Below are 25,906 nucleotides of genomic sequence, written 5' to 3' on the forward strand. Positions count from 1 at the left end.
TTTTTCCGTCACGATGATCTTCGCAAGATCGTTTCGTGCTTAATTATTGTTCTTCTTTTGGCAGATAAACCGTCATTCTCGTGCCAAAATCGTGGTTGTCGACCATTTCAAGCTGCCCTTGATATCGGTCTGCCAGCTGCTTTATCAGATACAAACCCACACCACGATTTTGCTTCGCTTTGCTCGATACGCCTTTTTCGGTGAGTGCTTTGGTCGCCAACTCTTTCGGCAAACCGCACCCTTTGTCTTCTACTTCTACGATAATTTCATTACCAAAATCACTGATTGAAACTTCAATAACCCGACGCGCTGGCGCAATTTGACCCTCTTGCTTAATCGCCGTCATGGTGGCGTCAAAGGCGTTATCAATCAGGTTGCCAAGAATTGTGACAACGTCATCCGCGTTTAACCAGCTAGGCAGAGCTTCAAGCCTTGATCCCTCTTCCACTTTAAGCTCTAACCCAATCTCTCGAGCTCGCTCTGTTTTGCCTAAAAGCATGCCTGCAATAAGAGGGTCTTTCACCGTCTCTCTTAAGAACTCAATTAAGCTCTGGTAATGAGCGGTTTCTTGACCAATCAATTGTTGAACAGAGTCCAGCTCGCCCATCTGAATCAAGCCACTGATGGTGTTGAGCTTGTTTTGATGCTCGTGGGTTTGTGAACGCAGTAGATCAGCATATTCTTTGGTTTGTGAGAGCTGGTCTGTTAAATCGTTGATTTCATCTCGTAATCGGAAACTCGATACCGCCCCGACCACCTCACCTGCCACTATAATCGGGCTTCGGTTAGCAATGATTCGCTTATTGTTTAAATACAACTCAACATCGTGGTCGGTGTCGCCGGTTGATAGCAGTTGTTCTAAATCACTGCCTGGCAATACATCAGAAAGGCGCTGTTGATTGAGTGCTTTATCCCTGTCTATCGATAAAATATCGCAGGCACTCTTATTAATTGAACGTAAAATGCCGTGCTTATCGATGCTCAGAATGCCCTCTTTCACGGTACTCATGGTTACATCTAGCTCAACATACAACCGGCCTATCTCTTCAGGCTCAAAGCCCAAAATAGCGCGTTGAAAACGGCGAGATACATAACTCGAAATCAAAGCGTTGACCGCAACCACCAGCAACGCCATCACAATCAAAAAGGCTAAGTAAGGTTCGATTCGATCTTGCAACGAATCCAATAAGTAACCAACTGACACCACACCAATAACGGTACCTTGGGTGTCTTTTACCGCGGATTTACCACGAACTGAAAAACCCAGCGATCCTTTGGCTGTCGACACATAAGACTCGCCCAATACCAATGCTTTTTGGTTATCGCCACCACGCATGGGTTTACCGAGCCTGTCATCATAAGGGTGAATCAGGCGGATACCTTTATCATCTCCAACAACGATAAACGCCGCGCCAATGAGCTGAGTAAGGTTACGAAATTTAACTTGGGTTTCTTCAGACAAAACGTAGGGAACGCCATTAGGGTCCAACGTTCCATTTTCTTGAATAATGCTGGTGACAAGCGGCGATTCAGATAGAAATTCAGCAACACCTAACGCTTTCAAACCCATCTCTTGTTCTTGAGATTGTTTGATGTAGTAAAAACCAGCAGCTGCAAGAATCAAAAGTTCAACGAGGCCAGTGACCGTCATGATAATCAGTAACCTTTTACGGAAACTGATACTGCTCCATTTCATATTCCACCGTCCCTAGTGTTAGACGATCAATGTTAACACCAAGTTAATCGCATGACCTTTCTAGGGGCGTGAATTTGTGACTGCTACTCAACTAAATAATTGAGCAGATTGTTAATTGATAATCCTTTACGTTGTTCATCTCGATTAATCGTTCATTTTTAGGACTGATTAGCTTAAAAACCAAAATAAACGAATAAATATTGAGCTAGATCACTAAGCTTTTAGGTGTTTTTTAGGTTGTTTAAAATAAATACAATTATAATGGTTGCATATGAAGAAGTTTATTGTTGCTAAGCCATAGGTCATGATTTTCAGACCGCGCTTTGAATCGAAACTTCGATTAACAAAATAGCAACAACCCTTCGCTCGCTGGACGTATCTATAACTAAAAGTTGCACGCTCGCCGTTACGAATGATGAACAAACGGATTAAGTATTCTCCCCTATTCATCCATCGCTATTTCAAACTCGGCTAGCCAGACAACGAAGAGGTGACTGATAAAAGCATCACCCAATAATAAAACATTGATGAGCAGGAAGTATCGATCAGTGGCAACGTCCAATAGAAACAGGATAACAAACATAACGTATAAACATTGTTGAAAAGGAAACAAGGCAATGAAACGCGATAACTTTGGAATTTGTCTTACTAAGACTATGCTGTTCAAACACTTACAATCGACTTTTACTCACGTAAGAGCCTATGAGAAAGATGGCACCTCCCCACTCGATCTCAAGGTATTGTTAGCATTCCCGCAAATGTCAGGGAGAGATTTATTACAAACAATGCAAGGTTCAAGACAATTGGTATGGCGCGCCGATCACCATTGTCCTAGCTTTAAATAAGCCACTTCATTTTGTAAAAACACTTCTATACTGAACTTAAAGAGCACGCTTATGCGTGCTTTTTAAGTTTCATTTATCTTTGATATTCACGTCACTCAATCTTATTTACACTTGATTAACGAGTTATGAAAATTTCTATTCATATGAGACAATCTATTCAAGACAAATGACTATCGCCCTGTTAACATTAGAGTTAATACTCTAATTGGTATTTAATGCAGATGACCAAACCAAAATTCCGATACCTTGCGATCGCCAGTATGCTTCTCGGCACTATGGCTTCGCCAGGCTATGCAGCTCCGCTCACTTTTTCTGAAGCGTGGCAAATATTGCAAGAAAACAACAACTCACTTGCGGCTCAACAAGCCAACGTTGAACGTTATCAACACCTTCAGAACTCAACAAGTAGCCTTAATCTACCTTCTATTACCTTAGGGGCTAACTACACGCACCTTGATAGTGATGTGACGATTAATGGTGAACAGTTCGGTGACAGCTTAAGCGGCGTAAATCCAGCATTTGCTCCCTTCTTAGCTCAGTTAGGTGGCATCACCTCTACCATTACCGAACAAGACATCTTTAGCTCTTCCATTCGTGCTGTGTGGCCTATCTTCACTGGTGGTCGAATAACCGCTGCGCAAAATGCCGCTGAAGGTAAAAGCGAAGAAGCGCAAAGCCAACTGTTGATGGAGAAACAAGCTCGCTACGAAGACTTAAGTAAGTATTACTTCTCGGTGATCTTAGCGGAAGACGTGGTGAGAACGCGTCAAGCCGTTGAAGCAGGCTTAACTCAGCATCGTGATTTCGCCATCAAGCTTGAACAGCAAGGACAAATCGCCCGAGTAGAACGCCTACAAGCCGATGCTTCTTTAGATAAAGCGATTGTAGAGCGCACGAAAGCTCAGAACGATCTTAAAATTGCGCAATTGGCGTTGACCCAAATCCTTGGTCAAAATGAAAGTGTAGAACCCTCTGAACAACTGTTTATCAATAAGAACCTGCCTCATATGGACGTGTTCATTGACCAGACACTCATGACCTACCCCGGCCTTAAGATTCTTGATGCAAAAGAGAAACAAGCAAGCAGCTTAATTAAAGCCGAGAAAGGTAAATACTACCCAGAGGTTTACCTTTATGGTGATTACAGCCTGTATGAAGATGACTCTCTAGCCAGTGAAATGAAACCCGATTGGTTGGTTGGCATTGGTGTGAATGTGCCACTGCTTGATACCTCTGGCCGTTCCGACAAAGTCGCTGCGGCTCACAGTGCCGTATCACAGGTTCAATTCCTTAAGTCACAAGCTAAGCAAGACTTAACCGTGTTGGTACAAAAGACTTACCTTGAAGCAAACCAAGCCATTGAAGAGGTTCAAGGCCTAAACTCGAGCTTGTCTTTAGCTCAGGAAAACCTATTACTTCGTAAAAAAGCCTTCACACAAGGGTTATCTAACTCATTAGAAGTGGTTGATGCCGAGCTTTATCTTGCGAGCATTAAAACCCAGCAATCTGCTGCTCGCTTCAAATACCTAATCTCTCTCAACAAGCTGTTAGCGCTAACCAGCGAAATGAATGCTTACTCCAGTTACTTAACCTCCTCTGTTCCGTCTGATTTCGACTCAAAAACAGACACCGTTAGCCAGTCAAAAGGATAATTCATGAAACCTATTAAGCCCCTTCTTCTATCTTTAGTTGGTATCGGCGTTATTGGCTGGGTCGGATACAGTTTCTATCAAGCTTATCAACCTCAGCCGGTTAAGCTTCAAGGTCAAATCGATGTGCAGCAATACAGCATCTCATCGAAAGTACCTGGCAGAATTGATGAAATATTCGTGCGCAAAGGCGATTCGGTTGAAAAAGGCGAATTGATCTTCTCTCTACTAAGCCCTGAGATTGATGCGAAGCTAGAGCAAGCAAAAGCTGGTCAGAAAGCCGCTGGTGCATTAGCACAAGAAGCAGAGAATGGCGCGCGTACTCAACAGATCCAAGCGGCTAAAGACCAATGGTTGAAAGCCAAAGCAGCTGCCGATCTGATGGACAAAACCTACCAACGTGTAAACAACCTTTACAACGATGGTGTGGTTGCCGAGCAGAAGCGTGATGAAGCCAAAACACAGTGGCAAGCGGCGAAGTACACCGAAAGCGCTGCATTCCAAATGTATCAATTAGCGCAAGAAGGTGCGCGTGACGAAACCAAAGTGGCCGCCGCTCAAAAAGCGTTAATGGCAGCGGGTGCGGTAGCGGAAGTTGAAGCTTACGCAAAAGACACACAGATCCACAGCTGGTTTAATGGCGAAGTCTCTCAGGTTCTATTGAGCAGTGGAGAACTTGCACCACAAGGCTTCCCTGTTGTGACTGTTATCGACACCAAGGATGCTTGGGCTGTGCTCAATGTTCGTGAAGACATGCTTAAGCATTTCGAGAAAGGCAGCCAGTTTGAGGCGTACCTACCGGCTCTGGATAAATCATTAACTTTCCAAGTAACTCACATCGCCGTAATGGGTGATTTCGCAACTTGGCGCTCAACAGACGCAGCACAAGGCTTCGATTTACGTACTTTTGAAGTAGAAGCACACCCTGTCGATACGAGCGAAACACTGCGTATGGGCATGAGCCTAGTGGTTGAGCTTTAGGTGACTTATGTCTGCTAAAGCTCAATATACTGGATCGCAATCTAGAGGCTCGCAATCAACTGAGCATCATAGAGCGAAGAATACCTTGCTTCGGCAGTGGGCGATTGTCCGCAAAGACAAATGGTTGTTGTCTTGCCTAACTTGGATTCCTTTGCTGCTTGCTGCCAGTATCTGGCTGATTTTTTCACAAGGGATCGCTCGTGACTTACCGGTCGCAGTTGTCGACCTTGAGCACAGTCAAATCTCGCAACAGTTCACACGCCTTGTTGATGCGTCACCAACGCTGCAAGTCACTCAGAAATACAGCTCTGCGAGTGATGCGGCGAAAGCGATGATCGAACGTGATATCTATGGTTATGTTGTGATACCAAGGCACTTCGACCGAGACCTTCTGCTCGGCTTGAATCCGCAAGTGTCTGTATTCTATAACAGCCAATTTATCTTAATCGGTAAGCTGGTGAACTCTGCCTTGCTGCAGGCTCAAGGGACTTTTAACGCGCAACTTGAAGTCGTGAAACAGCTGTCACACGGTGATACCACGGTGCAATCCGCATTAGGCCAAGCAGTAACGGTACAAAGCCAGATCACGCCGCTGTTCAACAAGAACACCAGTTATGCACAGTTCTTGGTGTCTGCGGTTATTCCTGCACTGTGGCAGATCATGATTGTGGTGGGCACGATATTGGTTTTGACGGCGAACGTTAGAGCTCGTGGGCTTCACGCTTGGTTATCCAACGCCCCTATGAAGTCACTCGCATCAACATTAACGCCCTACCTTGTCTTGTTTTTGATGTTTGGTATCGCGTTTAGTTTTTGGTTCTATGTGCTCTTAGACTGGCCATTTAACGGCAGCTTTGTGGCATTGACTATTGCCCAACTGCTAACCGTGATCAGTTGTATCATTATGGGTTGTTTGTTTTTCTTCTTAACACTTGATCCAGCAAGGGCGATGAGTTTCGCTGGCGCATTTACGGCACCAAGCTTTGCGTTCATGGGTATTACCTTTCCAGTAACAGACATGAACACAGCTGCTCAAATTTGGAGAAGCTTATTGCCCGTGAGTCATTACATCGAAGTACAAACGGCGCAGTCTAGTTATGGTGTGAGCGCAGCACAGTCTTTGATCAGCCTCTCTTCTATGTTGTGGTACGCAGTTCCTGCTTTCGTGGTAATGTTGCTAATTAAGAAACACTTGGCGCAATCAACTCTAACTGCACAAGCAGATCCATCTACAAAAGCAGCTATATCTGCAAAAACAACGCCGTCAACACAGCCAGAAGCATCAGCACAACAAGGAGTAAAACGATGAGCTTTACTCAACTGCTCAAGCAAGAACTCTTAGCGGTATTGCGCAACCCTGTCGTGCTTCTTACGGTATTTGGTGGTGTGGTCTTCTATTCCTTCTTGTATCCATTGCCTTACGCGAACCAAGTTCCTCAACAACTGAAAGCTTCGGTTGTGAACTTGGATAAGAGTCAAAGCAGCTATCAATTAGAGCGTATGGTGGATGCCACCTCTCAGATCGAATTGGTCCGTCGAGACTCCACCATCGCCGATGCAAAACAAGCCGTGCTTAACCAAGAGATTGGCGGATTCCTTGTCATTCCAGAAGATTTCTATAAAGACTTGTTGCTCGGTAAGAGCCCGACACTTTCTTACGCTGGTGATGCTTCTTACTTTTTGGTCTACGGAACCATTGTTGAAGGGCTTGCCAAGGCCGGTGGTACGTTAGCTGCGCAAGTTAAGGTCAGCCATTTGTTAGTCGAAGGTGTGCCTTTAGAATCGGCAGCCAAAGGCTACAGTGCATTCAGCTTGAACCTGAAACCAACGTTTAATAGTCGCATGGGATACATCGATTACGTAGTTCCAGCCGTCTTTGTGTTAATCCTGCAACAAACCTTAGCCATGGCTTCTGGTTTAGTGGGTGCAACCCAAAACGCTCAATCGACATTTGGCTACTGGAGTAAGACCTCTCCAGCGAAACTGATGCTTGCTCGCTGTTGTACCTTAGTCGGCATTTATTACTTGTTGTCGATGTACTATTTCGGCGCTAGCTTTTCGATGTATGGGATAAACCAGATCGCCTCAACAACACAGATCTTAACCTTACTTCTGCCCTTCTTACTGGCCAGTTGTTTGATAGGGATTTTGATTGGTGAGTTAGTACCACGAAGAGAGCTAGTCACGGTTGTAGTGTTAATCAGTTCAATGCCACTGATCTTCTCTTCAGGTTTTATCTGGCCGGTTGAAATGATGCCTGAATGGTTAGTTCTGTTATCACAGCTATTCCCAAGCACACCGGCTATCCAAGGTTTCTTAGCACTTAATCAGATGGGTGCATCTTGGCAAGAGGTGGCGTCTCAATGGACATTACTCTGGGGACAAGTTTTGTTGTGGGGTTCATTATTGGCACTTAAGCTCTACCACAAATCCAGTAAAGGCACAGTTGGCAATAGCAATAGTCATCGGGCCGTTTAGTTTTATGTTCTAGCGGAAAGTACTCATGCTTTCCGCTAGAACATAAAAGCTCTGATAAAGGGCTTTTTTAATATCCTCAGATCCAAAGACACCTTCAGCCTTCGAATGTTTAAACACCGCCATACTCGAACTCTCCTACGTTCGCTCTATGTCCCCCTCTATGTCCCGACAGCCCATCACTCTGAATTATCCTTCACCCGCCCCTAAAACAACTACTGCATATACTTTTCTCTGCCTAAAAAGCATCGACTTATTCCCAAATGATGACAAAACCCGAACAATTGTAAATTTATTGTAAAAATTTCTTTGTTGGCATTATTTTTATGTATAGGATTATCAGTAGGGCTTGGTAGCCCGAATACCATAGTCTTATTGGTGCACATACCAAAAGGATATCCATACAAAGCAAGATCAGTACTTATATTTATTTCGTTTTTCGACCTAGCTACAGCCGTTTATGTTGCCGTCGAATGAAGTAGATAAACCACTGAGATATACAAATCAAATAGAAAACAAACACAACAGCAACAAACATAATTTATTAAAAAGACAGGGAAAACCATGAAAAACATACGTGAATTATTTTTTGGGTTTATATTATTGTTTAGTTCCAGTGCATTTGCAGAAGAAGGATCATTTAACCAAGCTATCAGCAACTTAAGTAAAAGTGTTGATGGATTTTTCAACGAATACACAGGTTGGTTCGTTGGGCTGATATTTAAAAGTGTACCGATTGGTGAAGCTAACTTCCCCGTGATTGTTGGCTGGCTGTTGCTGGCTGCAATCATCTTCACTGTTTACTTTGGCTTTGTTCAATTTAAACGTGTCGGCATGGCGATAGACATTATCAAAGGTAAGTATACCGATCCTAACTCTAAAGAGGACGGCGAGGTTTCTCACTTTCAAGCGTTAACAACGGCGCTTTCTGGTACTGTCGGGCTTGGTAACATTGCCGGTGTAGGTGCTGCACTTGCGATTGGTGGCCCTGGCGCGACATTCTGGATGATCTTGTGTGGCCTTCTGGGTATGGCTTCTAAGTTCTGTGAGTGTACCTTAGGTGTGAAATACCGAACTATCCTACCTTCAGGTGTTGTTTCGGGTGGTCCAATGTACTACCTAAGCCAAGGTCTGGGTGAAAGAGGTTTAGGCGGACTAGGTAAAGTGCTCGCTATTGGTTTCGCATTAATGTGTATTTTGGGCGCATTGGGCGGCGGTAACATGTTCCAAGCTAACCAAGCACACGCCATGTTAACTTACGCATTTGATGTACCAAGTGAATACGGTGTGATCACTGGCCTTGTACTTGCCTCTTTAGTTTTCTCTGTGATTGTTGGTGGTATGCCTTCTATCGCATCGGTAACAGAAAAAGTTGTTCCTTGGATGGCTGCTCTGTATATCGGTATGGCTCTGATTGTTATCGGTTCTAACCTTGATCAAGTTGGCCCTGCGTTCAGCGCAATCTTTACAGGTGCATTTACTGGTGAAGGTGTTGTTGGTGGATTTATTGGTGCGCTAATTCAAGGCTTGAAACGTGCAACATTCTCGAACGAAGCAGGTGTAGGTTCAGCAGCTATCGCTCACTCAGCGGTTAAAACAAAAGAACCAATCACCGAAGGTCTAGTATCACTATTAGAACCGTTCGTTGATACGGTAATCATTTGTACAATGACCGCATTGGTTATCACTATCGCTGATTTAAACGTAGGTCCATTCGATGGCTCTGGTTTAACGGGTGTAACGCTGACTGCTGCATCGTTTACTGAAACGGCAGAAGTATTCAAATACACACTCGCTCTCGCAGTAATCATGTTTGCGTTTTCTACCATGATCTCTTGGTCGTACTACGGTCTTAAAGCTTGGACTTACCTATTTGGTGAAGGCAAAACAACGGAGCTGATTTTCAAAGTGATGTTCTGTGTGTTTGTTGTTATTGGTGCCACGATTCAATTTGGTGCGGTAATCGACTTCTCTGATGCGGCTATCTTTGCGATGTCTATCTTCAACATTCTTGGTCTGTACTTCTTGATGCCAGTTGTGAAGAAAGAACTGCAATCGTTTGTTGCTCGTGTGAAATCAGGCGAAATCAAAACGTATGAGAAATAACGTTTAGTGGAATGAGGTTTTGCTCTAGTAGCTAACTGCATTCTAAGAAACGACACAGCTCTAAAAACGAAACTGTTCTAAAAATTTTTGTAAGACCCTTTGCTTGAGAAAGCGAGAACAGGACTGCAACTTATCCAAAATCCCTACCAGCTTGGCTTGTGGGGATTTTTTATGTCTGAACGATTAGGCGAATAACTACCTTCAATGCCCTGCTCACTCTTTTCACCCTTTTCACTCTGTTCATCATCGTGTTCAACATCGACACGACGAACCAACTCTTCTACTTTGATCATCTCTTTTTGCGCTAATGGCGAGCGACAATCATCGAAACAATAAGCTATGGTGCAGTTCTCACAAAGATACTCTGGCATCACTCCATCCCTTGTCGTCAAAGCAGCCAAATGCGAGCTAGCAATCGACTGCGTGTTCATCCTGAACAACACTATTATGCAGCGACTCTGAGCTGAAAATATGTATGCAAAGTCATTTAATAGACAACAAGTAACATATCATTGTGGATATACGTAACTATTCACAAATATCTAAGCAAACAATGAAAACACTTAAATAATCAATAATGAGAACGCACCGGATCTATGCTCTCGACAAACGCAAAACGCCCACATCACGTGTGTGATGTGGGCGTTTCAATATTTAATGCAAAACTAACGTTAGGTTGGTAAAGCCTTCGGCTTATAAATCCATCTCTTCAGTGAGCGTTTTGATCTGCTTGAGATCCATGGTGTGGACTTCAATCATTTGTCTGATATCGCTCAGTCGAGAGTTAGCGTTATCTTGCTTCTCACACGCGTCAGATTTCGCATCCCATGATGTGCCATCTAAGTAAACATCACACGCTTTCTTAAGAGAACCAAGATTCTGCTCGAGTTGATCTCTTTCTTTCTCAAGTTTTTCAAGTTCTTGAGAAATCTGTAATTCTTTTCGGAAAACTTCACGCGCACGCTCAAACAAAGTCGATTGCATGTCAGCCTGACGATTAAGTTTCTGGTTGTCTTGCTGAGTTTGCTCTAACGTTTGCTTCTGTTCATTTAGCTGTTGCTCTAACGAGTAGTTCGCCTTCTCTAAAACCGAAGACTGCTTCGCTAATTCCTGGAGCTCTTTTTGATGCTCTTCTGTTTGTTTCACTAGAGCGGCTTCTACTTTCGCATCGATTTCGGTATCAACTTTTGCCACTTTAGTTTCAACGGATGTCATCAACTGTGCTCTGCTGTCATGCAGTTCTTGATAACGAGTTTCGAGTACCTGATAAGTGGACTCCCACTTAGAAGCCGTAACTGTAGAACCAATTAAGCCACCCAGTGCTAAACCTATAACCGCAGCAATGCCGATATAGAGCTGACTGCGCTTATCGCGTTCTTCTATAACAACCACTTCATCTTGTTCGCTTTGTCCAGATTGCTGGTTCACTAGCGGGTACTCCCAAAAATTTATTTAACGTTACGCGGTCACTGACACGAATGCCAATACTGATTGTGAAGGCTCAGTTAAACCTATCGCTCAAGCCAGAAGCACTTAAGCTTTACTAACACATTCATCCCACCTGTTTACAGGCAGGCTTAACGAGTTAACTCCGAAATCATCAAGCTGGCAGTATACAAAAGGAAACTGCTAACGATAACTATCACTACCCATTTTTGCAGTTTTTCGTTTGTCCGGTAACGAAATAGTACAAATGCCAAAGCCAATAAAAAAACAATCGCTATTAGTCGAGTCATAACTCCTCCTTGTTTCTCTATTTTATACCATTTAAATAAGCAAGTTACGTCAGAGACTCGTTGTTTGATCATTTAGTTGAACAACATTTGTGCAAACAGATATTTTGTAGCTGACATCACATTTTATATGATCTAGGATACGCCTACAGATTACCTAATTATTTAGGTAATTGTTCTGATGAAGACTGCAGGAGAGTGGTTTTTAACTAAACATTAACATTTAGTTAGGTTGACCCGCCGAAGAAGTAAATCTTTCAGGTGCTTTATGCTGGAGAAATCCAGAAAAGTGAGGACTGTCGTTGGAGGAACCTCTGGAGAGAACCGTTAGATCGGTCGCCGAAGGAGCAAGCTTAGTGCCCGTTACTTATCTATAAGTGATTCGCTAAGTGAAACTCTCAGGCAAAAGGACAGAGGAGTGGAAAGCAACAGCCTTAATTAACACAAGAATTCTATCTAGAAATCCGTATGTATTAAGTAGTGCCCCCGATCCCTGAGATCTGCACTGCCTTCCCTCTTCTCCTTAAATTTTTAATTTATTAAGGGGAATCTATGAACCACCTACAAGCTACACTACAAACCATCAACCAATTCGTTTGGGGACCACCACTGCTTATTCTGCTAGTGGGTACAGGTATCTACTTTACTTTTCGCTTAGGCTTACTCCAGTTTAGACACCTCCCAACTGCACTGAAAATGGTGTTCAGCAAAGACAAATCTGGTACGGGTGACGTATCGAGTTTCGCGGCTTTGTGTACTGCACTTTCAGCAACCATTGGTACAGGTAACATCGTTGGTGTAGCGACCGCAATCAAGATTGGTGGCCCTGGTGCCCTATTCTGGATGTGGCTTGCCGCTGTATTTGGTATGGCGACCAAGTACGCAGAATGTCTACTCGCCGTTAAATACCGCAGAACCGATAGCAATGGCGAAATGGTTGGCGGCCCAATGTACTACCTGCAATACGGTGTCGGCTCACGAATCTTAGCGGTAATGTTCGCTGTCTTCGCGCTCGGCGTTGCTTGCTTCGGTATCGGTACCTTCCCACAAGTCAACGCTATCTTGGACGCAACTCAAATCTCATTTGGCGCTTCGCGTGAGATGTCTGCTGTCGTTCTTACGATATTAGTGGCAGTGGTTACCCTTGGTGGTATCCAATCTATCGCTAAAGTGGCAGGGAAAGTTGTTCCTACTATGGCGGTTATGTACGTCGTCGCGTGTTTAAGCGTTCTGATTTCAAATGCCGACCAACTACTGAATGCCATTACCCTTGTTGTGACTTCTGCGTTTACCAACACAGCAGCAACCGGTGGTTTCTTTGGCGCGAGCATCATGCTTGCTATCCAATCAGGTATCGCTCGTGGTGTGTTCTCGAACGAATCTGGCCTAGGTAGCGCACCAATGGCTGCAGCAGCGGCTAAAACAGACTCATGTGTGAAACAAGGACTTGTCTCTATGACAGGTACCTTCTTCGACACCATCATCATCTGTACGATGACAGGTTTGGCGCTTATCTTAACGGGTGCTTGGCAGACTGATCTTTCAGGCGCTGCGATGACCACTCACGCATTCGCTGTTGGTCTGAATGCAGATACCCTTGGCCCTATGTTGGTTTCTGTTGGCTTAATCTTCTTTGCGTTTACAACAATTTTAGGTTGGAACTACTACGGTGAGCGCTGTGTTGTGTTCTTGCTAGGTACCAAAGCTGTATTGCCTTACAAGATCATCTTCATTGCGTTGGTGGCTTCTGGTGCATTCTTAAAGCTCGACATGATCTGGATAATGGCTGATATCGTGAACGGCCTAATGGCAATTCCGAACCTAATCGGGCTTATCTTGCTGCGCCACGTTGTTATCGAAGAAACCAAGCTATTCTTCAAACCGTTGACGTCTTCAAATGATTGTGAAGCAGTTAAAGCGTAACCTGAATTGATTGAATACCAAGCCCGCACTCAACTGCGGGCTTTTTTATTTTCATCACATAGCGAAACGTCTTAAATTATTATGCAGCACATATGCCCTTATAAATAACAAGAATATTAAATCGACTACTATGCGATTTAATAAAGCGAATAGAAGACTACTAAAAAGGACACTAATAAAACCAACACTTAATTAGATATTACTTATATTTAACAGGTTGTGCGTTGGTGTCAGGCGCTTTGTCACAAACATATTAAATTTCTTTTTGTTTCAACAACACAAAAAACCAGAAGAATAAAACATGTGACTTTAATTCATATATTAGTCAGTTTATAGTCATCTACATTGTAGAAAGAATTATAATAAAAATAAAACGTTGGCTATATGATCAGATTCGACCCAATTAAAAACCGTATTTATAACGATGAACGTTCTATTAAAGTAGGATACCGTGAAACTCGAGTTCTGGAGTTATTATATAAAAACTCACCCGATATTGTTAACAAACAAGATATTATTAGCTTCGCTTGGGGAAACGAGTTCATAGGGGATACGTCACTAGCGAAAAGTATAAGTTTGCTGCGCCAAGGGTTCGTTAGATTAGGCATCAAAGAAACCCCAATCGTCACCGTTCCTAAGGTGGGCTATCGCCTTATCGATGAGTGCGTGGTGATCGACTCCCCCATCAATAATGCAGCCACAACTCCCCTTGCTGATGCGAGCAACCTAATACCCGTCGGCAATAACGGTATTGCTATCGGTGCAGCAGTTGCAGTCGAACCTAAGCTTAACCCTAAACAAAGTTCGTCGGCTTACTTTCCTACTGCTGAAAACCGAAACAAGTTGTGCTACTTCACCACTGGCTGCTTACTGTTGGCATCAGCGTTATTGGCTTTTGCTAAGGTTAATGAGAGAAACCTCAGCGAGATCAATCCCGTTAACCGACTCAGCGAGCAATGGATAGGTCAAATACAAGTTTTCCAAGCCCCTGAAATGGCGATGACGCCAGAGCTAGAAAGCATTCTCTATCAATATCAATGTGATTGTGTGGCGTACATTAGCGAAGAAGCGGAATATTCTGAGCTCTCTATTCTCAACAAAGCCACACGCCAGTCCGTCAACATCTTTTACACGCCAACCCAATTAGATCAAGCCAGTACCGAACTTGCCCTATTCCTAGAAAGAGGTCAATTATGATGCCAATCGTTGCGCTCATTTCTGCATTCGTTTTATTGGTTGGCATATGGAGTATCCCTTCGCCCCAACCAGAAGAAGAGCATCGCTACCAACATAGCGTGGTGGACCTGATAGTGAATGACAATGTATTACGTACCGACGGATTAACGAAAATAAGTAACAACAAGGTGCTGCACCTGATGTCCGTTCAAGACGACAACATGCCCGACCCACTTGTTCTGCGATTCAGGGGAACAGCCCGCCCTTCTCAATCACTTTTCTTTTCTATTTCTGGCACCATCGACTTAGTCTCTGTGCAAAAAATAAATAAAACAATGAATGACAGCCGATTGTCGCCTTACCTGTTAATCAACGATGACCCATTAACGGTAAAGATTGATATCTTAAGTTCGAATAATTTATTCGCCATCATTAAAACGTGTAATACAGGCCGAACACAACTTCTGGCCAAACGATAATTAGAGATAGTTTAACCACTAGTAACAAGTGCCCTATTATCAAGTAGCAAGCTTTGCCGATATTACACATAGAAAACGGATGGTTATTTTCATTATTCTATCAGCAATGCAATTATTACCGTCATCCTTACTTTAAGTGTTTGCATTTTAAAACCGATAGAAAATCAAAGTATTCAAGTTAGACTTTTACTCCTTGTCACTCACTACCAGCCCACCTTAAAACTACGAGCATTATGAATGGTTATATCTTTTCTTCTAATTAACCATTCATACAAGCGCCAAAAATAACGTCAAATAATTTTGATGTCTAAGCCCGAATAATAGGCCTTAATTTTTCTAAAAACGGTTTGAGCCCCATCAAACAATTTATGTTTAGTTGCATACTCTTTCACCGTAAAAACACTAATAACAATACAAATCATTGAATTGACGGGGTAATTTAATTCAACGCTTTTCAGTATCTATCTATTTATCAACATGAAAAAGTGAACTTGTCTTGTTAACTGCACGGCACACAAAACATTATCAAAATAGAAAAATTACAAATGAGGGAATTGTTAATGATCACAGTAAACAGAAGTCTCTTAGCAACCGCAGTGTTGTCTGTTCTATCAACCGGTGTAAATGCGAAGATTTACCCAGACCAAATAGTGTTTGACCAACTTGGTGAAGATGTATGTCGCTCTGGTTATCGTCCTATAGACCGTTATGAAGCCGAAGAGCAGAAGAGTGCTTTGGTCGCTCGTATGGGCACTTGGCAGATCACCGGGTTAAAAGGAAACTGGGTAATCATGGGGCCTGGCTATCATGGCGAAATTAAACAATCAAGCAGTGGGTCAACGTTCTGTTACCCAAACAACGACCAATCTGAAATCCCTAATTATTCCGCCAAATCGGTTCAGGAAGGCAGCGAAATCGATGTTCAGTATGAATTAGTGAACAACCGTAACGACTTTGTTCGCCCATTAAGCTATTTAGCTCACAACCTAGGTTACGCTTGGGTTGGCGGTAATAACAGTCAGTATGTTGGCGAAGACATGACGATAAAGCGCTCTGGCAACAGTTGGGTGATACAGGGAAATAACAATGGTTCTTGTAGTGGCTATCGCTGTGATGAAAAAACCAAAATCACCGTCGACAATTTTGCCTATACCGTTAACGACGACAACTTTTGGCATGGTGATGTTGTCGAGTCAGATCGTGAATTAGTGAAGACGGTTTACGCGACGGCAAGAAACAACAGCAATATCGCGCAACAAGTGGTGGTCGACCTAAAAGTAGACGAATCAACAAACTGGTCGAAAACGAACAGCTATGGATTCTCACAAAGCGTTCAAACAGAGAACACCTTCAAGTGGCCTTTGGTTGGTGAAACTAAGCTCACAGTTAAGTTCGAGGCTAACCAAAGCTTCGCTGAAACAAATGGCAACTCCACTAGCGAACAAGTAACACTTCAAGCTCGTCCTATGGTTCCTGCGAATTCGGAGCTGCCGATTCGAGTTGAGTTGTATCGTTCAAGCATCTCTTACCCGTACCGATTCAACGCCGATATTAGCTACGATGTTGAATTCAACGGCTTCCTTCGTTGGGGTGGCAACGCGTGGCACTCTCATCCAGATAACCGCCCATACAAGGCTCATACCTTCACGATGGGTCGTGGCAGCAGTGAATCTGCCGACATTCGCTACCAATGGGATCACCGTTACATCCCAGGTGAAACAAAATGGTGGGATTGGGGCTGGGCGATTAAAGAAGCTGGCTTATCAAGCATGCAATACGCGACTGGCGGAAGCTTACGCCCCTTCCACTCTTACGTGTCTGGAGATTTCTACGCTGAATCTCAATTTGCAGGTACTATCGAAATTGGACAAGCAACACCAATTACTAACAATCTACGCAGCAAAAGAAGTACTGATTCCGTCAACGAATCTACTGAGCGCATTGGCGACATCGAAGTTACCACCAACTTTAACGCCGATGAGTTGAGTGACTTAGGTTTCGAAGGTGCTGAGATGAACATTAGCGTCGTTGAATAACTGCGCTGTTGAATAAGATCGGTACAAAGATCTACCAGTAATAAAGCACAAAGCCCACGACACATCGTGGGCTTTCATATATTCATGTTCAACTGAAAACGGTGAACTACACAGGCTCTTCCATCAGAAGCTTAACACCCAGCCCAACCAGCACCATGCCCGTCACGCCTTCCATCCACTTCATAAAACTCGCGTTTTTGAGCAAATTTTTAGCCGAGTTAAGCGCGCCAGCCAAACCACATTGCCATACCATCGCAATCATAAAGTGTACCGAAGCCATCAACATAGATTGCAATAAAGGCGAACCTTCAGGGTTTACAAATTGAGGTAAAAAGGCCAGATAGAAAACTGCTGTTTTTGGGTTAAGAACGTTAGACAGAAAGCCTTCACGCAAAGAACGCTTTGCACTGTAAGCCTGCTGAGCTTGTTCTCCGACCTTCAAACCGCCACCGTTTTTCATCAACGCTCGCAAACTGCTTAAGCCAAGCCAGATGAGGTAAACCGCACCTACCATCTTAACGGCTTGAAAGAGTTCAGCGGATTGGGCGAGGATTGCAGATATACCCACAGCAGAGAAAAACGCGTGTACATACAAGCCGCTACAAATACCAAAGCTCGTCATACAACCGTCAGCTAAGCCAGAGCGGCTAGTATTGCGAATCACCAAAGCCGTATCTAAGCCCGGCGTTAGCGTTAAAATAGTGATGGCAATTAGAAATGCCTCAAAGTTCAAAATATCCATATCATTGTCATTTTTGTTCAGAGATCTATCATCAATACCGTGTATCTGAACAATTCGCAAGCAACAATTGCCACCAGCTATACAACTCACTGATTTTGTGCACAATAGAACAGTTTGATTTGTTAAGAAATAGTAAATTCAAGGCATCGTACCGCCTCATGCTTTTCTCGCTATATCTTCGACTGCGAAGGTCGGCGTCATTAAAAAGCAAAGCCATAATCAAAGTACACGAGATGAACCTTAACGCTGACGCAGCCCTAAGGATCATTTAAAGAAACCAAATTAAGAGTAGTCAAATGAGCGCATTCAAAAAACTAGTCGAACACTCTCAAAAATGTTCACGCTTTCAACACCTAGCTTCTATTTGTGGTTGGGACCAAGCTTCAATGATGCCAGCAGGTGGTAACCAAGCTCGTAGTGAAGCGATGGCCGAGCTTTCTGTTCATATTCACGGCTTAATGACTCAACCACAGCTTGGCGATTGGATTGCAGACGCTGAAAATGAAGCGCTGAACACTGAGCAACAATCGTCACTTCGTGAAATAAAACGCCAGTGGCAACAAGCAAACCTACTTCCAGAAAAACTGGTTGAAGCGAAATCTCTATCGGGTTCAAAATGTGAACATGCGTGGCGTAGCCAACGCGGTAACAACGACTGGGTTGGATTCGAAAAGAACTGGCGTGAAGTGGTTGAGCTTTCTCGTGAAGAAGCGCAGATTCGCGCAGACGCAGCCAATCTAACGGCTTATGATGCGATGCTGGATATTTATGAACCGGGCACCAGCTCTACTTCACTTGATACCCTATTTGCAGACGTTAAAACTTGGCTTCCAGGTTTAATTGATGAAGTGATCGAAAAACAATCGAGCGAGCAATTTAACGCACCATCAGGTATCTATTCGACCGAGAAACAGAAAGCACTGGGTTTAGAAGTCATGAAGCTGCTTCAGTTCGATTTTGAACACGGCCGATTGGATGAAAGTGTTCACCCATTCTGTGGCGGTGTCCCTTCAGACGTGCGTATCACAACACGCTATGACGAAGCGGAATTCGTTCAAAGCTTAATGGGTATTGTGCATGAAACAGGCCACGCACGTTACGAACAAGGCTTACCAAAACACCTAGCAGGACAACCAGCGGGGGAAGCTCGTTCTATGGGCATTCATGAATCTCAATCTTTATTCTTCGAGATGCAAGTCGGCCGCAGCGACCCGTTCATTGGACACTTAGCGAACTTGGCTGGTCAGCAATTCTCAGGCTCAGAATTTGAGAAAGAAAACTTCCAGAAGATCTACACGCGCGTGAAGAAAGACTTCATCCGTGTCGATGCTGATGAACTGACCTACCCTGCACACGTTATCCTGCGTTACGAGATTGAGCGTGACTTGATCAACGGCAAGATCAAACACACTGACGTGCCAGAGTTATGGAATACCAAGATGCAGTCTTACCTTGGTTTAAGCACTCAAGGTAACTTCACTAACGGCTGTATGCAAGACATCCACTGGACAGACGGCGCATTTGGTTACTTCCCATCGTACACATTAGGTGCGATGTACGCGGCGCAGTTCATGGCTTCAATGAAGAAAACGGTAGATATAAACTCTGTGATTGAAAGCGGTGACCTATCCCCTATCTTCACTTGGTTAGAATCAAACATTTGGAGCAAAGGCAGCCTGCTGACCACTGATGACTTGGTGAAAGGTGCAACGGGCGAAACCTTGAATGCGCAATACTTCAAAGACCATTTGAGAAGTCGTTATCTGTAGATAAAACGCCCAACCACATTGAAGGTTTCTACTTGCAGAGCTTGCTGTGTAAGTAGAACCAAGCTGAAAAAAGCATAGTACAAGTATTGTAAGTCAAAAGTCACAATTATGGCTGAAGGGTAGCTTTGGTTCTAACTAGAAAAGGGGCACTTCTGAGTTACGAAGTGCCATCTGTGAAGGTTCTGGACATTTCCGAGTTGCGTTTTATCTAATTTAGTAAGTCATGAATTAACAGAAGTAGGGCAACTCGCTTAGTCGAGTGTCCAGTATCACTGGTGCAGATCAGTTATCATATTTTAAGTAAATCACTCTAGAAAGGAAGCGAAACCTATGAATTTTAGTTTTGAACAACTTCTCGCGTTCGTGACCGTTTATGAACAACTCTCGTTTAGCAAAGCCGCGGTCAAACTCAATAAGCACCGAACTACGATAGGGCAGGTGATTACCAACCTTGAAGACCAACTAGCGGTCAGTTTGTTTGAACGAGTGGGGCGTTCGGTAGAGCCAACTGAAGATGGTCACCTTCTTTATCACAATGCTAAATTAACCATCGAGCAAGCGCGTACTTTCGATAAATTGGCGCTAAGCCTCTCTTATGGTGGATTAGAAAGCGTCAACATCGCTTATTCTAGTGTGATTCCTCATCGCGCTTTGGTTGAAATCCGCCAGCAATTTCTTCGCGATTTTCCGCTAATGCGCGTGAACTTTTTTGTTAGGAATAAACAGGACATCAAAAGAGGCATAGATAGTGGCGAATACCATTTTGGTATCGTCAATGTGCATGACCGTCAGGCGATGTATAGCTTTGATGCGACTTTCCTTGGGCATTTCGAATTTCTCCCTTTTGTTCAAAAAGGTGGAGATCTATCTAGGTTGGAGAAAAGTGCAGTCTTGGTAGCTCTGAAAAACAGCAAACAATTTGTCTTACGATCTTTTATTGAAGAAGGTATGTCAGAGAAGATTATTTACAGCTCAGACAATGAAGCAATCGATCAACTTGCCCTAGTGATAAAGATGGTCGAAGCGGGGTTGGGTTGGGCGTTACTGCCTAAAACCTTCGCTAATACTGAGTTTGCCAATCATGCCATTGAGCCAGTTGAAGCCGATGAGATGCTAGAGGGCTTCAAGTTTGGCTTCGCGCTTTGGTGTCCACATTCCAAACAAATTGTTGATATTAAAAAGTCGTTAATCACCGTGATAAACAATTATCGCAAGCGATTTGAAGACGGTCTCCGTCGTTAACTCATAGACTCATCCAATTTTTTAACAAGGTTCAATTAGAGCCTTGTTTTCGTTTCAGTTAACTTTAAGTTCGAGTTTTGATGGATTACACCCTTTATATAGGAGTGTGAGGTATCAAGCTGACTATCTCTTCAGTCATGTCACTTTCCCTGTACCTTTAAATAATATAAAAGATATCATACAGTTTGTTGTGATTTTACCCCCAGCCCGTGAAGATAAAGTGACTAAATGGTTGATGTGATACATAGCAATTGTTCACAACTAAAGTTCATAAGGATGGATGACTTTTAGTAGGGAAAATGTTCGCATCCTAAACGATGTAGAGTATTCAATCTAAGTGATTTTGGGGCAGATCTGAGCTAGCAGGCACTTTGCAAGAAAAGCGCCACGAGTAAAGCTTCAGGCTTATGAAGCCTCTGGACATTTCCGTTTTAGCAAGATTGCCAATTAAGCAAAGCATGAATTAAAAGGATAGAAAAAGTCGCTTACGTGATTGTCAGGGATCATTAGACCACTACAACTTCAATTGTCAGTTATAACTAAAACGGCACCTAGCCTTTGAGCAAAAAACCCTATATAACTCATCCCCACCTTCATGCACTCTTACTCGAAAGAAAAAAATACTCTTCCCTCCCTCCTCATACGCGAGAGCTAGCTCAGCATCATCTCTTATCAAACCTTCAGCTACTAAGTGAACTTCTAATGCATCGAGTGCTTTTTCTTCTAAGGCTTTATCGTGAATTGGTTTAAAACCTCCAAATGAAAGGGAAGAAAAAAAAAGAGCAAAAACAAAAAAAACAATTCGCATAACTATTCCTTTTTTATTAGTTCAATACTAATTCCAGTTTAGTAAGAAATTAAGATTGTCGCAGCAGTGAAACTAAATAGATAGCTCTCGTTTCATGCAATTAAAGTCGGAGTTCATCATTCTTATTATGGTAAATGGGTAAATTAGCTACCAAAAACAACCCTCAGACCTCCTCAAACGCTCTCAGCGAGGATTTTGGGCTTGTTCAAGGCTATGCTCATACTACCTTGTATGTGTGTGACTCTTTCAGTGCGATTTACAGAGCAAAAACTAGCGAATTCGTTTGAGTCAAGAACTGTACTCTGCCCCCACTTTTCGTACTTTGTGAGTTAAGTCGCCCCGTTAGCAATAATTTGGACAGCCGCAACTACCTTAAAATGCAGGTCACATTCTCCACTGGACGGACGGCGCATTCGGTTACTTCCCACCTTACACATTAGGTGCGATGTACGCGGCTCAGTTCATGGCTTCAATGAAGAAAACAGTGGATGTGAACTCAGTGATTGAAAGCGGTGACCTATCCCCTATCTTCAATTGGTTAGAATCGAACATTTGGAGCAAAGGCAGCCTGCTTACTACTGATGATTTGGTGAAAGGTGCAACAGGTGAAACCTTGAATGCGCAATACTTCAAAGATCATTTGAGAAGTCGTTACCTTTAATGGAATAAATCGATAGAGGCTGATCAGTTTATTGATTCAGCCTTTTTAATCACATTTTCAAAACATACTTAGATTGATTTGAAGGTTTTATCCCTTCATCGAACTTAACAATCACGGAAGATTCTGGTACCTACTAGCACGAAATTGGACAATAACAAGTTAGGAGCAGTCATAAACTGCAGTCTCATTCGAAGCGATTAAAAAAGCACTTCTAAACGAGATGTTAGAAGTGCTAATTATTGAGTAAATTTAATAAACTTCTTATACCCAGACTTGATCAAATACTCGGTACATGTTGCCACCTAAGAACTTGCTGCAGTCTTCTTCTGAGTATCCATTTTCAAGCATGGTATCAATTAGAGCTGCAACAATTTGATATGGTGCTGGGGTAGGAAACCCTTTTGCTCCTACAGCGGCACTATAGCCACCATCAGGGAATACGTTCTGCCCCATTGGTGTTTGAATAATAGACGCTGTAAAATTGATGTTCGGGATATAGTCTGAACCGAAGCCAACGTGGTCTATACCGACTAAGTTGACCATATAATCAATATGTCGAAATAATTGTTCAGTCGTCAATATATCTGGGTTAGATGTATCCATAAAGGCAGCCACCATATTTATTGAGCAAACCCCACCGGTTGCCGCAACACCTTTAATCACAACGTCAGAAAGGCTTCTCTGATAATCGGCAATGGCTTTCGCACCTGAATGCGAAGAAATGACAGGTTGGCTACTGCGTTCAATCGCATCTAAGGAGGTTCGTTCGCCAGTATGGCTTACATCAACAGGCATACCGTATCGGTTATAAGCGTCGACAAGTTTTTTTCCATATTCAGTTAGACCACGGTTCTCAATTTCGAAGCAGCCATCACCCACATCATTACGTTGATTATATGCCAATAAACAGTAACCATAGCCCATCTCACGCCATAGTCCTACGCGATCAACATCACCACCAAATATTTGAGTACCTTGGTGAGTGAAGTAAATACCCAATTTGTTTTGTTTTACCGCTTCATCAATATCTTTGGTAGTGCGGATCATCATATAGTCGTCTGGGCGTTCTTTCATTTTGCTTAGGTAGAACTGAGCGCCTTTCATAATGCCTTCAACCGAGGCATCTAACGAGTCTGCGGAAGGACATGCTGCTAGTACCTTGAATCCAGCGGCTTTGCACTTGTCCATTTCATCATGGAATTCTGGTGCTTCAGGTGAAGACCATTGAGAGGGCCAAAGACCGGAAAAAAGGCTGTCAATAGCCATAGAATCTCGAACAATTTTTTTTGCACGTTCAGATGCAGGATATTTGTGTGTTCGTTGAGGGATTTTTGAATAATCTTTTATTTCAAATTCTGGTAATTTTGGTGCAACTGACTTTGTCGCTTTATCATTACTTGGTTCGATTTCAGATTTGTTGTCCATATTTGAAATTTTCCTTAACAGTGTTAGCTTCTATAAAATATAAACATGTTGGAAGTTTGGAAGTAAAGATAGGTACGGATTTATATCAAACGGAGTGTTAAGCCCTTTGTACGCACCTTTTTATGCACCTTTTTATAAATAAACTACGCCCAATGACATGATAAAAACGTGATTTATGTCGAATATTTTTGGCAAATCTATCTAAATGTTACCTCAATTAGAAAATTCATTTAAAAGTATTATATGTGACACTTTAAGAAATTATCGAAGAGGTGAGATAAAAAAGCGATACCTGAGTATCGCTTTCTATAGTCTGATTTATCATTGATTAGGTGAATTAACGTCGAATGGCTTCGCCTGCTTTAACGTCTGTATCTAGTTGTGTGTTGTTGACAACGATTTTGCCGTTAACCAATAACCAATGTACGCCTACGGCTGGGTGGTTAGGATCTTGGTAGGTGCCCACATCAGCGATAGTTTCTGGGTCGAATACCACGATATCTGCGTCCATATTGGTTTGGATTCGTCCTTTATTTTTCATTTGAGGGACAAAATCTTCTATTAATTGAGCTGGCATCAGTGTCATTTTACGTAGTGCTTCCGTCATCGTTAACAAGCCGCGCTCACGAACATAGACTCTGAGTACTTTAGCAAAGGTGCCATTTGATCTAGGATGAGAGAATAGATCTTTTGGTAATGGCCACTCGTCACCTGCATAATTTTCAATGTGGCCGTCTTCGTCCATATGCATCCAGAACATTTCGTCAGATTCAATCAACACATTAGGATTTAGAATCGAAGCGTCTAATAGAGCAAGATCTTTAGGGTTTTGCTCGTCTAGGAAGTGCCAGACAATAAAAGTACCAGGTTTATTTTCTTGGTAGTCTTTCAACTGTTCTTCTGTCATACGTTCTTTACCTAGCTGAAAGTTTTCAGCGGTTGAACCCATACGTTCCCGCCAGCCTTCACCAGAAAACATGGCTGCGCCAACGACAGTACTTGCTGCGCCCCAAGGGTAAGCGCCCACAGTAACATTGATTCCTTGTTCTTGAGCCTTATTGACCATAGGTAAGATGGTTTCGATATCTTTTAATGAAGTACTGTTAATATGACAAAAGTGCATATGAGCGCCAGTGATAGCGGCATTGCCCACTAATTCTTTAACGGCTTCAAACGAGCTTTGTGGCTCGGCATTGCTGGCATAGCGAACGTGAGTATAGGTTGCTACGTCTCTTTCTGCGGCTAATTCAGCCAATGCATAATATTCTTTTTGACCATGGCCCGGTGCATAGCCAGCGTTAATACCGATACCTAGGCCACCTTCATCAAGGCCTTGCTCAATCAGCTTGATGATTTTACTTTCTTGCTCAGGTGTTGCTATATCCATCTTCCAATCATTACGTGATTGAGCTTTTTGGAAATAGCCAACGGTCGCTTCGGGTTCCGTCTCACTAAATGTAGCAATACGAGCGTAAGTCCAACCAGCTGCTGCACCATAGTTTAATGGTAAGCCTTTTTCAGCTTGTCCTGCATACCAGTCACTGATAGGTAGAACACCAGATTCGAGTTCCAGCATAGTGGTAACGCCTTGCATCGCCTGCATTCTGTAGTCACCAATGTTTTGACCATGAGCGTGGACGTCGATGAATCCAGGGGCAACAACTTTACCTGTAGCGTCAATAGTTTTATCCCCAGAAATACTATCGGTCGTTATTGCTGTGATCTTATTATCTTTGATCCCGACATTAGCAACAGAATCGAAATTTGTTTCAGGGTCGATAACTCTGCCGTTCAAAATTACAACATCATAATTAGCGGCGATAACAAGTGGTGACATAAGGCCAAAGCCGACGATCGTAGCCTTTTTAATGAATAATTCTAGTGGTTTCATAATTTTATCCCGTGTGTGTGAGATGAACTATAAGTGTTACGTGTCAAAAATCTTAGACCAATAATTTCACGCTATCTACCTGATCCTCATCTTTGCTCATTCTTCTCAATGATAAGACAAATCTAACGTGACAAGAGAAAGTGACTCAAAAACAATCACTTTTACGCTCATCTCACCCACAACTATTGACTTTGCCGCTCCAGAGCTGCCCTTCTCTATAAAGGCAACTTTGACAAAATAATCCTTCATAGCTAAACGTTTATGTACCA

General features: G+C 43.0%; 19 protein-coding genes, 1 pseudogene and 1 riboswitch. Of the genes and pseudogenes, 13 read left to right on the forward strand and 7 right to left on the reverse strand.

Going from position 1 to position 25,906, the window contains the following annotated elements; all coding sequences use genetic code 11:
* Positions 1 to 43: 43 nt before the first annotated feature.
* Positions 44 to 1,696, reverse strand: a complete 1,653-nt coding sequence (locus tag AB4161_RS08495) for a sensor histidine kinase (RefSeq protein WP_032545674.1) — start codon at positions 1,694 to 1,696, stop codon at positions 44 to 46.
* A 617-nt stretch (positions 1,697 to 2,313) separates the two neighbouring features.
* Between AB4161_RS08495 and AB4161_RS08500 the strand changes: the two genes are divergently transcribed.
* The 6 genes from AB4161_RS08500 to AB4161_RS08525 all read left to right on the forward strand — a co-directional run bounded on the left by AB4161_RS08500 (position 2,314) and on the right by AB4161_RS08525 (position 9,752).
* Positions 2,314 to 2,541, forward strand: coding sequence for a hypothetical protein (locus AB4161_RS08500; RefSeq protein WP_009846577.1), 228 nt, complete (start codon positions 2,314 to 2,316; stop codon positions 2,539 to 2,541).
* Positions 2,542 to 2,756: 215 nt separating this feature from the next.
* The gene (locus tag AB4161_RS08505; protein ID WP_017059718.1) at positions 2,757 to 4,193 is read left to right on the forward strand and encodes a TolC family protein; all 1,437 of its coding nucleotides are present in this window, start codon (positions 2,757 to 2,759) and stop codon (positions 4,191 to 4,193) included.
* Positions 4,194 to 4,196: 3 nt separating this feature from the next.
* Entirely contained in the window at positions 4,197 to 5,171 is a 975-nt protein-coding gene (locus AB4161_RS08510; RefSeq protein WP_017070946.1) for an HlyD family secretion protein, read from the forward strand.
* 7 nt (positions 5,172 to 5,178) lie between these two features.
* The gene (locus AB4161_RS08515) at positions 5,179 to 6,480 is read left to right on the forward strand and encodes an ABC transporter permease (RefSeq protein WP_372083197.1); all 1,302 of its coding nucleotides are present in this window, start codon (positions 5,179 to 5,181) and stop codon (positions 6,478 to 6,480) included.
* Positions 6,477 to 7,649, forward strand: a complete 1,173-nt coding sequence (locus AB4161_RS08520; protein ID WP_372083198.1) for an ABC transporter permease — start codon at positions 6,477 to 6,479, stop codon at positions 7,647 to 7,649. The genes AB4161_RS08515 and AB4161_RS08520 overlap by 4 nt, the downstream gene beginning before the upstream one ends.
* Positions 7,650 to 8,210: 561 nt before the next feature.
* Entirely contained in the window at positions 8,211 to 9,752 is a 1,542-nt protein-coding gene (locus AB4161_RS08525) for an alanine/glycine:cation symporter family protein (protein ID WP_372083199.1), read from the forward strand.
* 143 nt (positions 9,753 to 9,895) lie between these two features.
* On the opposite strand, the gene AB4161_RS08530 is transcribed toward AB4161_RS08525, so the two are convergent.
* Both AB4161_RS08530 and AB4161_RS08535 read right to left on the reverse strand, forming a co-directional pair.
* Complete coding sequence (locus tag AB4161_RS08530) at positions 9,896 to 10,123, reverse strand: hypothetical protein (RefSeq protein ID WP_065584878.1); 228 nt, start codon at positions 10,121 to 10,123, stop codon at positions 9,896 to 9,898.
* Positions 10,124 to 10,445: 322 nt separating this feature from the next.
* Positions 10,446 to 11,180, reverse strand: coding sequence for a chromosome partitioning protein ParA (locus AB4161_RS08535; protein WP_372083200.1), 735 nt, complete (start codon positions 11,178 to 11,180; stop codon positions 10,446 to 10,448).
* A 609-nt stretch (positions 11,181 to 11,789) separates the two neighbouring features.
* Positions 11,790 to 11,909: riboswitch (glycine riboswitch) on the forward strand.
* A gap of 128 nt (positions 11,910 to 12,037) precedes the next feature.
* Between AB4161_RS08535 and AB4161_RS08540 the strand changes: the two genes are divergently transcribed.
* The 4 genes from AB4161_RS08540 to AB4161_RS08555 all read left to right on the forward strand — a co-directional run bounded on the left by AB4161_RS08540 (position 12,038) and on the right by AB4161_RS08555 (position 17,099).
* A complete protein-coding gene (locus tag AB4161_RS08540) occupies positions 12,038 to 13,408 on the forward strand; it encodes a sodium:alanine symporter family protein (protein ID WP_017059726.1) in 1,371 nt (456 codons plus the stop codon).
* 384 nt (positions 13,409 to 13,792) lie between these two features.
* The gene (locus AB4161_RS08545) at positions 13,793 to 14,605 is read left to right on the forward strand and encodes a transcriptional regulator (RefSeq protein ID WP_372083201.1); all 813 of its coding nucleotides are present in this window, start codon (positions 13,793 to 13,795) and stop codon (positions 14,603 to 14,605) included.
* Positions 14,602 to 15,063 carry a hypothetical protein gene (locus AB4161_RS08550; RefSeq protein WP_372083202.1) on the forward strand — a complete coding sequence of 154 codons (462 nt, stop codon included), beginning with the start codon at positions 14,602 to 14,604 and terminating at the stop codon, positions 15,061 to 15,063. Before AB4161_RS08545 ends, AB4161_RS08550 begins: the two co-directional genes overlap by 4 nt.
* A 560-nt stretch (positions 15,064 to 15,623) precedes the next feature.
* Positions 15,624 to 17,099, forward strand: a complete 1,476-nt coding sequence (locus tag AB4161_RS08555; protein ID WP_372056477.1) for an aerolysin family beta-barrel pore-forming toxin — start codon at positions 15,624 to 15,626, stop codon at positions 17,097 to 17,099.
* Positions 17,100 to 17,205: 106 nt separating this feature from the next.
* On the opposite strand, the gene AB4161_RS08560 is transcribed toward AB4161_RS08555, so the two are convergent.
* Positions 17,206 to 17,841: a LysE family translocator gene (locus tag AB4161_RS08560; RefSeq protein ID WP_017058961.1), complete on the reverse strand. Its 636-nt coding sequence runs from the start codon at positions 17,839 to 17,841 to the stop codon at positions 17,206 to 17,208.
* Between the two features lie 296 nt (positions 17,842 to 18,137).
* Between AB4161_RS08560 and AB4161_RS08565 the strand changes: the two genes are divergently transcribed.
* On the forward strand, positions 18,138 to 19,610 hold the full coding sequence (locus AB4161_RS08565; RefSeq protein WP_372083203.1) for a carboxypeptidase M32: 1,473 nt from the start codon (positions 18,138 to 18,140) through the stop codon (positions 19,608 to 19,610).
* Between the two features lie 330 nt (positions 19,611 to 19,940).
* The gene (locus AB4161_RS08570; protein ID WP_017069525.1) at positions 19,941 to 20,852 is read left to right on the forward strand and encodes a LysR family transcriptional regulator; all 912 of its coding nucleotides are present in this window, start codon (positions 19,941 to 19,943) and stop codon (positions 20,850 to 20,852) included.
* Positions 20,853 to 21,381: 529 nt separating this feature from the next.
* Here the strand turns inward: AB4161_RS08570 and AB4161_RS08575 are convergent.
* Complete coding sequence (locus AB4161_RS08575; RefSeq protein WP_102321458.1) at positions 21,382 to 21,660, reverse strand: hypothetical protein; 279 nt, start codon at positions 21,658 to 21,660, stop codon at positions 21,382 to 21,384.
* A gap of 391 nt (positions 21,661 to 22,051) precedes the next feature.
* On the opposite strand from AB4161_RS08575, the pseudogene AB4161_RS08580 reads away from it, so the two are divergent.
* Positions 22,052 to 22,321: pseudogene (locus AB4161_RS08580) on the forward strand (carboxypeptidase M32); the annotation flags it as partial.
* 261 nt (positions 22,322 to 22,582) lie between these two features.
* Here the strand turns inward: AB4161_RS08580 and AB4161_RS08585 are convergent.
* Positions 22,583 to 23,746 carry a dipeptidase gene (locus tag AB4161_RS08585; RefSeq protein WP_372083205.1) on the reverse strand — a complete coding sequence of 388 codons (1,164 nt, stop codon included), beginning with the start codon at positions 23,744 to 23,746 and terminating at the stop codon, positions 22,583 to 22,585.
* A gap of 337 nt (positions 23,747 to 24,083) precedes the next feature.
* The gene (locus AB4161_RS08590) at positions 24,084 to 25,637 is read right to left on the reverse strand and encodes an amidohydrolase family protein (RefSeq protein ID WP_137001579.1); all 1,554 of its coding nucleotides are present in this window, start codon (positions 25,635 to 25,637) and stop codon (positions 24,084 to 24,086) included.
* Between the last annotated feature and the right edge of the window lie 269 nt (positions 25,638 to 25,906).

The organism is Vibrio sp. 10N.286.51.E5, assembly GCF_041469125.1.
Classification (GTDB): Bacteria; Pseudomonadota; Gammaproteobacteria; order Enterobacterales; family Vibrionaceae; genus Vibrio; species Vibrio crassostreae_C.